Raw genomic sequence first — 14,614 nt, forward strand, 5'->3', positions numbered from 1 at the left:
GGGATCTGTTACTGTTCATTTTTTCGCAGTAACATAGGATGGTTCATGACGTACCGTAAATGGAAAAATACTTGATTTTACCAAACGGCTGGGTTATATTGAAAAGGGATGTATCCGTATCGGGTATATTTATTTTTTGATGTACCGGGTAATGAGATATGAATAACTGCATCTAACTAACGAATTATGTAATTTTTGAAATGGAGGAAAACATATGGCTTCAAATTCGTCTATGGTTACAAATTCAATTGAGGATTACAATAAAGCATATAAAGCAGGAAAGAAAGAATATCAGTCCCGGCTGATGCGAGGAGAGCTGCCAACACTGGCGGTACTGGATGAAATCCTTCCGCCGAAAGGCAGTTATTCCGAAATTCCTCTTGGACTAGTACAGATACCGGCAGATCAGATCGTGGGAACCAGAACCGGCGGAAGAAGCAGTGCCTTTGCATCCAACTTCATGCCGATTCTGCGTTCCAATACAGAATTTGCGTCTAAATGGAAAAGTCTTTGTACCAGTCATCAGAATGAGGGGATTCGTGATCCGATCAAAGTTTATGAATATATGAATAAATTTTATGTGGAAGAGGGCAATAAGCGCGTCAGCGTGCTGAAATACTTTGATGCGGTTGCCATTCCCGGGTATGTTACCAGAATCCTTCCCCCGAGAACCACGGAAAAAGAAAACAGAATCTATTATGAATTTGTAGATTTTTACAGTCTCTCAGGAATTAACTATATCTGGTTTTCCAAGCTTGGCAGTTTTGCGAAGCTTCAGGCAGCAGTAGGAAAGGCTCCTGGTGAAATGTGGACGGATGATGACAAACTGAATTTCAGTTCTGTCTATAACCGTTTTGCCGCAGAATTTGAGGCAAAAGGCGGAAAGAAACTGAGTATTACCACGGGCGATGCATTTCTGGCCTTTATTGGAGTTTACGGTTATGATTCTCTGGCAGACAAGACAACCAATGAGCTGAAAGATCTGGTGCTTAAGAGCTGGGAGGAATACACTTTGAGACAGGAAGAGGATGAGATCGATCTGAAGATGAATCCGACAGAAGAAAAGGCGCCTCTTCTGAACCGGCTTCTTCCGCTCAGCTCACAGAAATTGAAGATTGCATTTATTTATGAGAAAACACCGGAATCTTCTGCATGGACGTATGCTCATGAACTTGGAAGACTTCATCTGGAGCAGACCTTCCCGGACGAGGTAAATACCGTTTACTATGACAGCGTGACTAGGGATAATGTAGAAGAGGTGATCGGAGAGGCGATTACTTCCGGGTGCAACATTGTGTTCACGACAACGCCGATACAGGTACAGGCCAGTGTCAAAGCAGCCATTGCGCATCCCAATGTAAAAATCCTGAACTGTTCTCTGAATACTTCGCACCGATATATCCGTAACTATTATGCGCGTATGCATGAAGCGAAATTCCTGATGGGGGCGATTGCAGGTGCCATGACGGAAAATGACCGTCTGGGTTATCTGGCAGATTATCCGATTCTTGGCTCCATTGCCAATATCAATGCGTTTGCCCTGGGTGCCAAAATGATCAATCCGAGAGCAAAAGTTTATCTGGAATGGACCTCCAAAAAAGGAATCAATGCCATGGAGAATCTGAAGAAGAATCAGGTTTCGATCATTTCCGGCAAGGATATGGTGATTCCGGAAGAAGCATCCAGATTTTTCGGACTTTACAGCGTGGAATATGAACAGAAAGAAAAGGATGACAGTGCAGAAGAAAACCGGAACTTACCGGATGACAGTGCGAAAGATGCAGAAATGAAAGTGCGGAATCTGGCAATGCCTGTATGGCATTGGGGTAAATTCTATGAACGACTGATCCGTACGATCATGGATGGAACATGGAAATATGACGATAATACAGCGGCAAAGAAAGCAATTAATTACTGGTGGGGAATGTCCGCAGGTGTCATTGATGTCATCTGTTCCCAGAATCTTCCGATCGGTACCAAGCGTCTTGTGGATCTTTTGAAAAGTACGATTCTTTCCGGAGAATTCAATCCGTTTTCAGGTGTTCTGTATTCACAGAAGGGGATTATTCAGGATGATCCGGACCGCAGAATGACTCCTGAGGAAATTGTGACGATGGACTGGCTGGCAGAAAATGTGATCGGTGATATTCCAAAGATGGAAGAACTTCAGGAAGAAGCAAAACCTGTCACTGCACAGCAGGGCGTGGAAGAAAATAAGCCGGTAGTATAACTGCGATAGAAACACGAGGAAGGATTAACAGATATATGAAGATACTTGCACTGGCGGATGAAGAATCCAAATATCTGTGGGATTTTTATGAAAAAAGCAAGCTGGAAGGAATTGACCTGATCATTTCCTGTGGTGATCTTGATCCGCATTATCTGTCATTTCTCGCTACATTCTGCACAGCTCCGGTGCTTTATGTGCGGGGAAATCATGACGCAAAATATGAACGTATTCCCCCGGAAGGATGTATCGAAATCGAAGATAAGATCTATGTTCATGAGGGAATACGGATTCTTGGGCTGGGCGGCTCCATGCTTTATTCCGGAGGAGCCAACCAGTACACAGAGCGTGATATGCGAAAAAGAGTACGCAAACTGTGGTTCCAGCTGCTGATCCACCGTGGCTTTGATATTCTGGTAACCCATGCGCCTGCGTATCAGCTCAATGATGGTATGGATCTGCCGCATCAGGGGTTTAAAATCTTTCTGGATTTAATGGAAAAGTATAAGCCCAGATTTTTTATCCATGGACATGTACATATGTCCTATAACAGGAAACAGAAAAGATACGACAGATATCTGGATACGCATATCATCAATGCCTATGAACGCTGTGAGTTTGATTATGAGGATGACAATCTGCAGGAACACCTGGTCAGATAAAAAATATCTCTGTCAAGAAAAAACACTTGACACTCAATGGAAAATACGTTATGATACCCAAGGTGATATCAGATGGAGAAATTTGTTGAACAGGCATTATTGTATGATTTTTATGGAGAGCTGCTGACTGAGCGACAGCGTCAGGTATATGAGAGCGTGGTGCTGGAGGACTACTCTCTGAGTGAGGTAGCAGAAGAACTGGAGATCAGCCGTCAGGGTGTGCATGACATGATCAAGCGATGCAATCACATTCTGGAGGGATACGAGGAGAAACTTCATCTGGTAGAGAAATTCCTGAACATCCGCCGTCAGGTGCAGAAGATTCATGACCTGGCAGGCCGCTACCAGGATGAAGAGATCGCAGCAATTTCCAAAGAAATATTAGAGGAGTTATAATACATGGCATTTGAAAGCTTAACTGAGAAACTTCAAAATGTATTCAAGAAGCTGAGAAGCAAGGGACGTCTGACAGAGGAAGATGTAAAGATCGCTCTGAAAGAGGTTAAGATGGCTCTTCTGGAAGCCGATGTCAATTTTAAGGTAGTGAAACAGTTCACCAAATCCGTTCAGGAACGGGCTGTGGGGCAGGACGTTATGAACGGACTGAATCCAGGTCAGATGGTCATCAAGATTGTAAACGATGAGCTGGTAAATCTTATGGGAAGCGAGACTGCAGAGCTTCCGCTGAAACAGGGTAATGAGATTACGGTTCTGATGATGGCCGGTCTTCAGGGTGCAGGTAAGACCACTACTGTTGCCAAACTTGCAGGCAAGCTGAAATCCAAGGGCAAACGTCCGCTGCTGGTCGCCTGTGATGTATATCGTCCGGCTGCGATCACACAGCTTCAGGTCAATGGTGAGAAACAGGGTGTGGAAGTTTTTTCCATGGGTGACAAACAGAAACCTGTGGATATTGCCAAAGCTGCTCTGGAGCATGCGAAAGCCAATCAGCAGAATGTTGTCATGATCGATACAGCAGGTCGTCTGCATATTGATGAGAATATGATGCAGGAGCTTGCAGATATTAAGGAAAACATACATGTGGATGCTACCATTCTGGTAGTAGATGCCATGACCGGACAGGATGCGGTAAACGTTGCCAAGACCTTTACGGAAAAAGTCGGAATCGACGGTGTCATTCTTACGAAAATGGATGGTGATACCCGAGGCGGTGCGGCACTTTCTATCAAGGCAGTGACCGGTAAGCCGATTCTGTATGTCGGTATGGGGGAAAAGCTTTCCGATCTGGAACAGTTCTATCCGGAACGTATGGCTTCCAGAATCCTTGGTATGGGCGATGTTATGAGCCTGATTGAGAAGGTAGAAGCATCGGTTGACCAGGAACAGGCTCAGGAAATGCAGAAAAAACTCAAGAAGATGGATTTCGATTTCAACGATTATCTGACCAGTATGGAACAGATGAATAAGATGGGTGGAATCGGCAGTATCCTGAATATGCTTCCCGGTATGGGCAGTAAGATGAAAGATATTGAGGGCATGATCGATGAATCAGCAATGGTCCGGATCAAATCCATCATTCTTTCCATGACACCGCAGGAGCGCAGCAATCCGTCAATCCTGAATATTTCCCGCAAGAATCGTATAGCCAGAGGGGCTGGCGTGGATGTTGCGGAAGTAAATCGTCTTGTGAAGCAGTTTGAGCAGAGCAAGAAAATGATGAAGCAGATGCCCGGAATGATGTCCGGAGGCAAAATGGGTAAAAGAGGCGGCTTCAGGCTTCCTTTTTAATAAATAAAATACCAAACGAAAAGAAAACATAATAAATGGAGGAAAACAAAAATGGCAGTAAAAATCAGATTAAGAAGAATGGGACAGAAAAAGGCACCTTTTTATAGAATTATCGTTGCAGATTCCCGCAGCAAACGTGATGGAAAATGTATCGATGAGATCGGTACCTACGATCCGAACATTGAACCAAGCGCTTACAAAGTAGATGAAGAAGCAGCTAAAAAATGGCTTGCAGCAGGTGCTCAGCCTACAGAAGTTGTAGCAAGAATCTTCAAAGAGGCCGGAATCGAAAAATAAGAAATGCCTCAGGGTATTTCTGTGATGTCCGCACAGGACGAAAACAGGGAGGTATGTAATGAAGGGTTTAGTAGAAGTAATTGCAAAATCTCTTGTAGAAAATCCGGACGAAGTAGTTGTTACGGAAACAGAAAAAGAAGATGCCATAGTCATTGAACTGAAGGTTGGTCCTTCTGATATGGGCAAAGTGATCGGGCGTCAGGGCAGAATCGCCAAGGCAATCCGTACGGTAGTGAAGGCAGCTTCTTCAAAGAGCAGCAAAAAGGTGATTGTAGATATTCTGCAATAAATAGATAAAGAGGAGCTGTGGTTGCCATGGCTCCATTTTCTTTGTATTATGGGAAAGCGTTTTGCGTTTTTCTGTGATATAAAAAAGTAATCAGGGAGAAAAACAGATGGAAGATTTATTGAAGGTTGGAGTCATTACCACCACACACGGTGTGAGAGGTGAGGTCAAAGTATATCCCACAACAGATGATGCGGAACGTTTTCTGGATCTGGAATATGTGCTTCTGGATACCGGCAGAGAACTTCGAAAGCTTACTATTCAGAATGTGAAATTCTTTAAGAATCTTGCCATTCTGAAATTTCAGGGAATAGATAATATCAATGATATCGAAATGTACAAAGGCCGTGACCTGTGGATTCCCAGAGAGGAAGGACAGGAGCTGGACGAGGATGAATATTATATCGCAGATCTTCTTGGAATGGAAGTTTATCTGGAAGACGGAAGCAGATTCGGTACGCTGAAAGATGTGATGGAGACAGGGGCCAATGATGTTTATATTGTGACGCGTACAGACGGAAGTGAAGTGCTGCTTCCTGCAATTCATGAATGCATTCTGGATGTTGATCTGGAGGAAAACCGTATGACTGTACATTTGATGAAAGGGCTTTTGTAAATGAATTTTCATGTGTTGACCTTATTTCCGGAGATGATTCTGCAGGGAATGAACACCAGCATTACCGGACGTGCCATTGCCAAAGGGCTTCTTTCCATTGAGGCTGTGAATATCCGGGATTTTGCATTTAATAAACATCAGAAGGTAGATGACTATCCTTATGGGGGCGGAGCGGGTATGCTAATGCAGGCGGAACCGGTCTATCTTGCATATGAATCCATTGCAGAACGTATCGGGAAGAAACCAAGAGTCGTTTTTCTGACGCCTCAGGGTAAAGTGTTTCACCAGTCTATGGCGAGAGAAATGGCGCAGGAGGAGGATCTGGTATTCCTTTGCGGTCATTATGAGGGAATCGATGAGAGGGTTCTTGAGGAAATTGTTACGGATTATGTTTCCATCGGAGACTATGTGCTGACAGGTGGGGAATTGCCTGCCATGGTGATGATGGATTCTATTTCCCGTATGGTTCCCGGTGTGCTGAATAATCAGGAATCCGGGGAAACAGAGTCTTTTGCCGGAAATCTGCTGGAATATCCGCAGTACAGCCGGCCGGAAGAATGGCATGGCAAAAAGGTACCGGATGTCCTTTTGTCCGGTCATCATGCAAATATTGAAAAGTGGCGCAGGGAACAGTCCATTCTGCGTACAGCCAAATGGCGTCCGGATCTTTTGAAGAGTGCAGATCTGACCAATAAAGAATGGAATGAGGTACGTCAGTGGAAGAAACAATGGAAAGAGGAAGCTGACCAGAAAGACAAGGAGGAGATTTAATATGAAAACATCAGATTTTTATTATGATCTTCCTCAGGAACTGATTGCACAGGATCCTCTGGAGGACAGAAGCTCTTCCAGGCTGATGCATCTTTCTCTGAAGGATGGCAGTCTGGAACACAGACACTTTACCGATATTCTGGAGTATCTGAATGCCGGTGACTGTCTGGTGATCAATGATACGAAGGTCATACCGGCCCGCCTTTACGGACACAAAGAGGATACCGGTGCAGTGATCGAGATTCTTCTTCTGAAAAGAAAAGAGAATGATATCTGGGAATGTCTTGTAAAACCTGGAAAAAAAGCCCGTCCTGGTGCTAAAATCTCGTTTGGTGACGGTATCTTAAAGGGCGAGATCATGGATGTTGTGGAAGAAGGAAACCGTCTGATCCAGTTCCACTATGAGGGTATTTTTGAAGAAATACTGGATCGTCTGGGAGAAATGCCTCTTCCGCCATATATTACGCATAAGCTGCAGGACAAGAACCGTTATCAGACGGTATATGCGAAGAATGAAGGCTCTGCGGCAGCACCGACTGCCGGTCTGCATTTCACGAAAGAACTGCTGGCTCAGGTGGAGGCAAAAGGAGTCAGAATCGCACATGTTACTCTTCATGTAGGGCTCGGTACTTTCCGCCCGGTCAAAGTGGATGACGTGGAAAGCCATCATATGCATTCGGAGTTTTATATGGTGGAAGAAGACCAGGCGAAGATTATTAATGATACGAAGAAGAATGGCGGCCGTGTGATTTCCGTTGGAACGACCAGCTGCCGTACACTGGAATCCGCTGCGGGAGAAGATGGAATCCTTCGCGCAGGAAGCGGATGGACAGAGATTTTTATTTATCCGGGTTATCATTTCAAAATGATCGACGGCCTGATCACGAATTTCCATTTGCCGGAATCTACGCTTCTGATGCTTGTATCTGCACTGGCCGGAAAAGAAAATATTATGAAAGCGTATGAAGAAGCGGTAAAGGAACGGTATAGATTCTTTTCGTTTGGGGATGCCATGCTGATCCTTTAGAATCTACTCCTTATGCCCGCACCCTTTGTATCCCATGAATGAATTTTCAAACACACTCTAGGCAGATGATATAGTATTGAATTTGCGGATACTTCCACTCTGCCTTCAGGGGTGAATACGACAGAAAAATAGCCGCCTGTGAACCTCCGATCGTTAGATTTTGTCTCTGACTTTTGGGGTTCATGGTACGGCTATTTTTTGTGAATATATGTAAGGATGGATACAAGCAGGATGAATTTGTCAGAACAATTATGAAAATTTCATAATTGCGTATTGTTTATTACGGAGCAGGAATCCAGGAACTGCGTTCCGAAATTTTATTCAGGATCCGTGTCGCTTCCTCGCCTTCTGCAGGTGTCGGCTGATAATTGTTGTAACCATAATCCGATGAAATAGAGCAGGGGATGATATTGGTTACATTGTCTGCTTTTACTCCGTTCTGATCAATGGTAAATGTCTGCTGGAAAATCATGGAGTCCATATCACTTGGATAAGAATTGCCTCCAAAACAGAAATTCCCAAGACTGTAAACGATATTTTTGCCTTTGTATTCCTCAATTCCCTGAAGCACATGGGGATGATGTCCGCATACCAGGTCAGCGCCCTCGTCAATGGCCATGCGTCCCAGTGTCATCTGGTTCGTGTCCGGAACTTCTTCTTTTTCATTTCCCCAGTGAAATATGACAATGATAAGTTGTGCTCCATCTTCTTTGACTTTGGCAATGTTTGCTTTCAGCTGTTCCGTGCGGCCCAGATGATCATTCAGTTCATAAATGCCCACCAGTCCGACTTTGATTCCCTTGACGTCCATAACGGCAGTTTCGTCATAACCGAAATGTACGATATTTTCCGCATCAAGGGCTGCCATAGTGTCTGTGAAACTCTGTTCGCCGTAGTCATGGCTGTGATTGTTGGCGGTAGTGACTGCTTCAATGGAACCACTGGAAAGGATGCCGGCAAATTCTGCGGGAGCCTTAAAAGCAAACTGTTTGTCTTCCCGGTATTCCGAATCGGTGAGTGTTCCTTCAAAATTGGCAATGGTCAGATCATCAGCATTGAAAATACTTTTCACATTCTGCATGAAGTAGTCTTTGCCATAGCTGTAGTAATAGGCATTGAGGCTGGTGTCATAGTCAAAATATTCATCCGTTCCAAGGGTGCAGTCACCGACAACACTGATCGTGAGAGATACCGGTTCGGATGGGAGAGACGAGTCTGTTTCTTCATTGGAAGTTTTACCGGAATCAGCGTTTTCGTTGGAAACTTCCTCAGAACCGGTGCTTTCGCTGGAAATATCTCCGGAATCGATGATGTCAGAATCATTTGATTTCGAAGATTTCCCTTCCTTGTTGTTATTGGAAGATGCAGAAGCCTGGCTGTCAGCGGAAGCAGATACGGACTTCCTGTCACCGCATCCGGAGCAGCTTCGGATGATAAAAATAAAAAGAAGCAGAAACAGTATTGCCGCAGCTCCTGTGAGAATCCGGATTTGCAGCTGCCGTTTCCTGTAATATGCTGATTTGCGGTAAATTTTTTTTCGTCTGGCATTTTGCCTGCGGCGGGAAGAAATATTAGAGCTTTCCGTACGCCGGGAAGTATTGGAAGCTCCCGTACGTCGAGAAGCATTGGAAGTTCCCGTTCGGCGGGCTGAATTCGCCGGACGATTTCTTTTATTAGGGGTGTTTTCCATACATTTCTCCTTCTGGTATATATTAGAGTGTGTTTGTGATGAAACGATTAATTTCAGTATAGGAAGTTTTTATATCTTCGTCAATAACTTTCTGCCGGGAGAGTATTTGTCAGACTTAATATCTTTTCACAAACGCTGTTTTTTGTTATAATAGAAACGGTTTTACATACCTGCAGTGTGTTCCCGCACATCCAACCGTTTTGCGGAAACAGGGCAGATATTTATTTTACAGAGAGAAGAGGAAAGAAATATGTTATATATAGGCAACCACACCACATCTTCGAAAGGATACGCGGCTATGGCCCGTCAGATAATTGCGAATGGAGGAAACACGTTTGCGTTTTTTACACGCAATCCCAGAGGCGGGAAGGCTAAAAACATTGATCCGGAGGATGTGGAACGGTACTGTGTACTTTCCGGTGAGAATCACTTTGGAAAAATTGTAGCACATGCGCCATATACATTGAATGCCTGTGCAGCCAAAGAGAATCTTCGGGATTTTGCGCGGGAAACTATGGCAGACGATCTTCAGCGTATGGAAATGACTCCCGGAAATTATTATAATTTTCATCCAGGCAGTCATGTAGGGCAGGGAGCGGAAGAGGGGATCCGCAAAATTGCGGAAATTCTCAATGATGTTCTTACAGAGGAACAGACCACCACAGTTCTTCTGGAAACCATGTCCGGCAAGGGTTCTGAAGTGGGCAGAAATTTTGAAGAACTCCGTGCGATCATGGATCTGGTCGAAAAGAAAGAGAAGATCGGAATATGCCTGGATACCTGTCATGTCTGGGACGGCGGATATGACATTGTGAATGATCTGGATGGCGTACTGGATACATTTGACCGCATTATCGGTCTTTCCAATCTGAAAGCCGTTCATCTGAATGACAGCATGAATGCGCTTGGAAGCCACAAAGACCGTCATGCAAAAATCGGAGAGGGCCAGATCGGTCTGGAGGCACTGACCCGGGTGATCTGTCATCCGGCTCTTCGGGAGATTCCGTTTATTCTGGAGACTCCGAACGATGATGAAGGCTGGTCAAAGGAAATCGCTGTCCTGAGAAAAGCTTACGAGGAGACGATGAAATGACAAAAAATAAAAGAAAGAAACCATGGAAATTGCTGTTTTTACCACTGTTGATTCTGATGGCAGTTGTATTTGCAGGATGCACCGGAAGTGCAGAGGAGAAAAAAACAGATACAGACAATGCAGCCGAGGAAGAAGAGGAATCCGCGACACAGGAAGAAATTGATGAGATCATGAATGAAGAATTGACACCTCTGGATGAAGAGGAACTGGCTATGCTGGAAGACTTTGATGAAGGGGAGACTCTGAAGGATGACGAGATGAGGCCTCTCAGTGAAGAGGAACTGGAACAGGAAGAAGTGGAAGTTCAAGAGGAAGAAAAAGCTCAAGAGGAAGAAGAAGCTTTAAAGGAAGAAGAACTTACCCCAGTTACAGGGGAAGAAGATTCTGCGACAGAGGAAAATACCGAAATTTCCAGTCAGATTAAGGAAGATGGAACCTATACAGAGAAAACAGATGTGGCTGTTTACATCCATACCTATGGCAAGCTACCATCTAATTACATCACGGAGGAAGAAGCAAAAAAGCTTGGATGGGTGAGCAGCAGAAACAATCTGGATGAAGTGGCTCCGGGCAAGAGTATCGGAGGAGATATTTATGCCAATGAAAACAAGATGCTTCCGGAAGAGGACGGACGGACTTACCAGCAGTGTGATATTGATTATGAAGGCGGGGCACGGGGAGAGAAAAGACTTGTTTTTTCCAATGACGGCCTGATTTTCTATTCAGAAGATCACTACGAAACATTTGAACAATTGTATTAATATGATGGTGCTGTACTGAGACTTTTTCATCATGTGCAGTTAAAAAACAGGAAAGTTATCTGATGCAGTTATTTCGAAAACGATGGATCAGATCATTTGAGGGAGAGACGATGAAGAGAAAATATAAAAGAACATTATATGCCAGTTATCTGGGATACATTACCCAGGCAATTGTAAATAATCTGGCACCGCTGCTGTTTGTGACATTTCAGAAGGAATTCAGCATTACAGTAGCACAGATTGGTTTTCTGGTAACTTATAATTTTGCAGCACAGATGGTTGTTGACATACTGGCGGCAAAATATGTGGAAAAAATCGGATACAAAGTATCGATTCTGGCGGCTCATATATTTGCGGCTGCAGGTTTGATCGGAATGGGATTTCTGCCGTCCGTTCTGGGCAATCCCTATATCGGACTGCTGATTGCAATCACCATTTATGCAATTGGAGGCGGATTGATCGAAGTGCTTGTGAGCCCCATTGTTCAGGCGCTTCCCATGGATGAAAAATCAGCAGCAATGAGTCTGCTGCATGCCTTCTACTGCTGGGGGCATGTGCTGGTGGTTGTGCTTTCCACTGTTTATTTCCGTGTTGTCGGAATTGAAAGCTGGAGATTTCTGACGATTCTGTGGGCACTTGTTCCGATTGCCAATATCTTTGTTTATGCAGGTGCTCCGATCAAGGTTCTGGTGGAAGAGGGGAATGCCCTTCCTGTAAAAAAACTGTTTTCCATGAAATTGTTCTGGTGCTTTTTTATCCTGATGATCTGTTCCGGTGCCTCGGAGCAGGCGATGAGTCAGTGGGCATCCTATTTTGCGGAAAATGGTCTTCAGGTGTCCAAGACTATGGGGGATCTCTTAGGACCCTGTATGTTTGCAATTCTGATGGGTGTTTCCAGAACCTTTTATGGAATCAAAGGAGACAAAATTCCTCTGAAAAAATTTATATCTATCAGCAGTATCCTTTGTGTGCTGAGCTATCTCGTGGCTGTATTTTCTCCAAGTCCGGTGCTTTCCCTTGTGGGCTGCGGTATCTGCGGGCTTTCCGTGGGAATTATGTGGCCGGGAGTGTTCAGTCTGGCTGCTGAATATTGTTCCCAGGGCGGAACTGCCATGTTCGCGCTGCTTGCACTGGCAGGAGATATCGGCTGTTCGGGAGGACCTTCTGTGGTGGGATGTATTTCCGGTATTTTCCAGGGAAATCTGAAATACGGTCTTCTGGCAGCAATTATCTTTCCTGTGATTCTGATCGCTGGTGTCAATATGCTGAAAAAGACAAATCAAAAATTCTGACTCGAATCATGCTGCGCAGAAAGGAAACCGCGGCAGACAGGGAGAGAGGAGTTCTGGCTATGAATGCACAGAGAAAAAACATATGGAGAAAAACAATTATCTGTTTTCTGCTGATGGTGACTGCCGCGGCAGGATGTATGAGTACAAATCTTGTTTCTGTTCTGGCAGAAGAAAATGTGGTATCTGACGAAGTGCAGGAAGTCCAGGAGGAAGAAAGCACGGATGCCGACATTCCGGAAGAAAAAGATGCGGTAAATATCATGCTGATCGGTCAGGACAAAAGAGAGGGTCAGGATCGTCAGCGTTCGGATACGATGATATTGGCAGTAATTAACAAAGAGAAAAACTGTCTGCAGCTGATTTCCTTTATGCGTGATCTTTATGTTCCGATTCCCGGTCACAGTGACAATCGTATGAATGCCGCTTATCAGCTTGGCGGAATGGAACTTCTGGATGAAGTGATGGAGGAAGATTTCGGAATCCACATAGATGGAAATGTAGAGGTGGATTTTGAGGGATTTCAGACACTGATCGACCTGATGGGGGGAATTGACCTGGAGCTGACTCAGGAAGAAGCAGATTATATTTGCGGAAGAAATCAGAATGTGCTGTATCCGCAGCCGCTGCGTGAGGACTGGGATCTTACAGAAGGAATCAATACACTTAATGGAGAACAGGCACTGATTCATGCCAGAAACCGTTCTGTGGGAAATAATGATTACCGCAGAACAGAACGGCAGAGAGAAGTGCTGACAGCGGCTCTGGATAAAGCCATGGAGTCCGATATTGGTACCATGCTGAAACTTGCGGAGAAAGGATTTTCCATGCTTACTACGGATATGAGCTATGGGGATATCCTTGGCTGTGCAATGGGTGTGCTTGCGATGGAGGAGCCGGCCGTGGAAAGCTATCGGATTCCGGAAGACGGGGCTTATTCATCGGCGGTGATCCGTCAGATGCAGGTTCTGGTGCCTGATCTGACGAAATGCCGGGATTATCTGCAGAGTATTTTGTAAATGCAAATACCATGCTTATCTGCGTTTAACCGGTTACTTCATTTTTTAATTCTTCCCCATTCATAAATGCCTGTGCATTTTGAAGGGTAGTTTCCGCAATATTGGTTAGTGCTTCTTCTGTAAAGAATCCCTGATGGGAAGTTATGGTTACATTTGGGAATGACAGAAGACGCTGAATCGTGGAACTCTGAAGAATACGCTCAGAAAGATCCTCATAAACAAAGGCGGTTTCTTCTTCGTATACGTCCAGACCGACGGCGAAAAATTTGTGATCCCGGATTCCTGCAATCAGATCACTGGTTTTGATCAGCCCACCTCTGGAAGTATTTACGAGGATGACACCGTCTTTCATTTTTTCAATGGTCTCCTGCCGGATCATATGGTGTGTCTGCTCGGTCAGCGGACAATGAAGACTGATTAGGTCACTGGAAGACAGCAGTTCATCCAGGGAAACATAAGTCAGAAAATCCAGTTTTTTATCGGGATAGAGATCGTAGGCAATGACGCGCATCCCGAAACCCTGGCAGATGCGGGCCATTGCCAGACCTATTTTTCCGGTGCCAATGATTCCTGCTGTTTTATGGTAGAAGTTTACGCCCATCAGCCCGTTCAGGGCAAAGTTGTTTTCTCTGCATTTGATATAAGCCTTGTGTGTATGACGATTGGCAGTCAGTGCAAGAGCCATGGCATGTTCTGCTACGGCTTCCGGAGAATAGCCGGGAACCCGGAGAACTTTGATATGGTGCGTGTGTGCGGAAGCAAGATCCACATTGTTATATCCTGCACAGCGCATGAGAATCAGGCGGATGCCGCAGCGGGACAGTATTTCTATTACGCTTGTTCCGATGTCCGCATTGACAAATGCACATATACCCTCATATCCGGAAGAGAGCGGCGCAGTTTCCGGACAGAGATTTGCCTCAATAAACTGGAAAGAAATTCCGGGGTATTCCGGAAGCAGTTTTTGGAAAAACTGTTCGTCATAATTTTTGGTGCCATAAAATAGAATTTTCATAGGTACAGGCTCCTTTCTGGAATTATCATAGAATCTGTACAGGAATGAGCTACAGGAATCCTATGATACTGATAAGGTATCCTGCAATTTACAAATTATTCGGAAGGAGGCA

General features: G+C 44.7%; 15 protein-coding genes. 13 read left to right on the forward strand and 2 right to left on the reverse strand.

The genetic code is table 11. The features are described 5' to 3' along the window. Positions 1 to 214: 214 nt before the first annotated feature. The 9 genes from ACTNEW_RS02580 (at position 215) to queA (ending at position 7,635) form a co-directional block, all read left to right on the forward strand. The gene (locus ACTNEW_RS02580; RefSeq protein WP_441057472.1) at positions 215 to 2,230 is read left to right on the forward strand and encodes a BMP family ABC transporter substrate-binding protein; all 2,016 of its coding nucleotides are present in this window, start codon (positions 215 to 217) and stop codon (positions 2,228 to 2,230) included. A gap of 35 nt (positions 2,231 to 2,265) precedes the next feature. After that, entirely contained in the window at positions 2,266 to 2,889 is a 624-nt protein-coding gene (locus ACTNEW_RS02585; protein WP_441057475.1) for a metallophosphoesterase family protein, read from the forward strand. 72 nt (positions 2,890 to 2,961) lie between these two features. Beyond that, entirely contained in the window at positions 2,962 to 3,285 is a 324-nt protein-coding gene (gene ylxM / locus ACTNEW_RS02590) for a YlxM family DNA-binding protein (RefSeq protein WP_441057478.1), read from the forward strand. 3 nt (positions 3,286 to 3,288) lie between these two features. Continuing rightward, positions 3,289 to 4,638 (forward strand): signal recognition particle protein, encoded by a 1,350-nt coding sequence (ffh, locus tag ACTNEW_RS02595; protein ID WP_441057481.1) that lies wholly within the window; start codon positions 3,289 to 3,291, stop codon positions 4,636 to 4,638. A 51-nt stretch (positions 4,639 to 4,689) separates the two neighbouring features. Next, complete coding sequence (gene rpsP / locus ACTNEW_RS02600; RefSeq protein WP_441057484.1) at positions 4,690 to 4,935, forward strand: 30S ribosomal protein S16; 246 nt, start codon at positions 4,690 to 4,692, stop codon at positions 4,933 to 4,935. 58 nt (positions 4,936 to 4,993) lie between these two features. Further along, positions 4,994 to 5,224, forward strand: a complete 231-nt coding sequence (locus ACTNEW_RS02605) for a KH domain-containing protein (protein WP_441057487.1) — start codon at positions 4,994 to 4,996, stop codon at positions 5,222 to 5,224. Positions 5,225 to 5,330: 106 nt separating this feature from the next. Continuing rightward, a complete protein-coding gene (gene rimM, locus ACTNEW_RS02610; protein ID WP_441057490.1) occupies positions 5,331 to 5,837 on the forward strand; it encodes a ribosome maturation factor RimM in 507 nt (168 codons plus the stop codon). Continuing rightward, entirely contained in the window at positions 5,838 to 6,608 is a 771-nt protein-coding gene (gene trmD / locus ACTNEW_RS02615) for a tRNA (guanosine(37)-N1)-methyltransferase TrmD (protein ID WP_441057493.1), read from the forward strand. It abuts the gene before it with no gap. Position 6,609: 1 nt separating this feature from the next. After that, the gene (gene queA / locus ACTNEW_RS02620) at positions 6,610 to 7,635 is read left to right on the forward strand and encodes a tRNA preQ1(34) S-adenosylmethionine ribosyltransferase-isomerase QueA (protein ID WP_441057496.1); all 1,026 of its coding nucleotides are present in this window, start codon (positions 6,610 to 6,612) and stop codon (positions 7,633 to 7,635) included. Between the two features lie 280 nt (positions 7,636 to 7,915). Here queA and ACTNEW_RS02625 read toward each other — a convergent pair whose 3' ends face one another. Continuing rightward, positions 7,916 to 9,205, reverse strand: a complete 1,290-nt coding sequence (locus ACTNEW_RS02625; protein ID WP_441058100.1) for a CapA family protein — start codon at positions 9,203 to 9,205, stop codon at positions 7,916 to 7,918. A 370-nt stretch (positions 9,206 to 9,575) separates the two neighbouring features. On the opposite strand from ACTNEW_RS02625, the gene ACTNEW_RS02630 reads away from it, so the two are divergent. From ACTNEW_RS02630 to ACTNEW_RS02645, 4 genes are all read left to right on the forward strand, one after another. Beyond that, a complete protein-coding gene (locus ACTNEW_RS02630; RefSeq protein ID WP_441057499.1) occupies positions 9,576 to 10,418 on the forward strand; it encodes a deoxyribonuclease IV in 843 nt (280 codons plus the stop codon). Continuing rightward, positions 10,415 to 11,179 (forward strand): ribonuclease domain-containing protein, encoded by a 765-nt coding sequence (locus ACTNEW_RS02635; RefSeq protein WP_441057502.1) that lies wholly within the window; start codon positions 10,415 to 10,417, stop codon positions 11,177 to 11,179. Before ACTNEW_RS02630 ends, ACTNEW_RS02635 begins: the two co-directional genes overlap by 4 nt. A 110-nt stretch (positions 11,180 to 11,289) precedes the next feature. Beyond that, entirely contained in the window at positions 11,290 to 12,471 is a 1,182-nt protein-coding gene (locus ACTNEW_RS02640; RefSeq protein ID WP_441057505.1) for an MFS transporter, read from the forward strand. A 59-nt stretch (positions 12,472 to 12,530) separates the two neighbouring features. Further along, a complete protein-coding gene (locus ACTNEW_RS02645; protein WP_441057508.1) occupies positions 12,531 to 13,487 on the forward strand; it encodes an LCP family protein in 957 nt (318 codons plus the stop codon). A gap of 25 nt (positions 13,488 to 13,512) precedes the next feature. Here ACTNEW_RS02645 and ACTNEW_RS02650 read toward each other — a convergent pair whose 3' ends face one another. Next, positions 13,513 to 14,502 (reverse strand): 2-hydroxyacid dehydrogenase, encoded by a 990-nt coding sequence (locus ACTNEW_RS02650; protein ID WP_441057511.1) that lies wholly within the window; start codon positions 14,500 to 14,502, stop codon positions 13,513 to 13,515. Between the last annotated feature and the right edge of the window lie 112 nt (positions 14,503 to 14,614).

Origin of the sequence: Blautia sp. HCP3S3_G3, assembly GCF_052063365.1 — a bacterium.
GTDB lineage: Bacteria > Bacillota > Clostridia > Lachnospirales > Lachnospiraceae > Blautia_A.

Excerpts from the sequence above, each read along its gene's own strand:
- ACTNEW_RS02630 (WP_441057499.1), top strand. The coding sequence starts at position 9,576 with ATGTTATATATAGGCAACCACACCACATCTTCGAAAGGATACGCGGCT.
- queA (WP_441057496.1), top strand. The coding sequence starts at position 6,610 with ATGAAAACATCAGATTTTTATTATGATCTTCCTCAGGAACTGATTGCA.
- ACTNEW_RS02605 (WP_441057487.1), top strand. The coding sequence starts at position 4,994 with ATGAAGGGTTTAGTAGAAGTAATTGCAAAATCTCTTGTAGAAAATCCG.
- rpsP (WP_441057484.1), top strand. The coding sequence starts at position 4,690 with ATGGCAGTAAAAATCAGATTAAGAAGAATGGGACAGAAAAAGGCACCT.
- rimM (WP_441057490.1), top strand. The coding sequence starts at position 5,331 with ATGGAAGATTTATTGAAGGTTGGAGTCATTACCACCACACACGGTGTG.
- ylxM (WP_441057478.1), top strand. The coding sequence starts at position 2,962 with ATGGAGAAATTTGTTGAACAGGCATTATTGTATGATTTTTATGGAGAG.
- ACTNEW_RS02635 (WP_441057502.1), top strand. The coding sequence starts at position 10,415 with ATGACAAAAAATAAAAGAAAGAAACCATGGAAATTGCTGTTTTTACCA.
- ACTNEW_RS02640 (WP_441057505.1), top strand. The coding sequence starts at position 11,290 with ATGAAGAGAAAATATAAAAGAACATTATATGCCAGTTATCTGGGATAC.
- ACTNEW_RS02580 (WP_441057472.1), top strand. The coding sequence starts at position 215 with ATGGCTTCAAATTCGTCTATGGTTACAAATTCAATTGAGGATTACAAT.
- ACTNEW_RS02645 (WP_441057508.1), top strand. The coding sequence starts at position 12,531 with ATGAATGCACAGAGAAAAAACATATGGAGAAAAACAATTATCTGTTTT.
- ACTNEW_RS02650 (WP_441057511.1), bottom strand. The coding sequence starts at position 14,502 with ATGAAAATTCTATTTTATGGCACCAAAAATTATGACGAACAGTTTTTC.
- trmD (WP_441057493.1), top strand. The coding sequence starts at position 5,838 with ATGAATTTTCATGTGTTGACCTTATTTCCGGAGATGATTCTGCAGGGA.
- ACTNEW_RS02585 (WP_441057475.1), top strand. The coding sequence starts at position 2,266 with ATGAAGATACTTGCACTGGCGGATGAAGAATCCAAATATCTGTGGGAT.
- ffh (WP_441057481.1), top strand. The coding sequence starts at position 3,289 with ATGGCATTTGAAAGCTTAACTGAGAAACTTCAAAATGTATTCAAGAAG.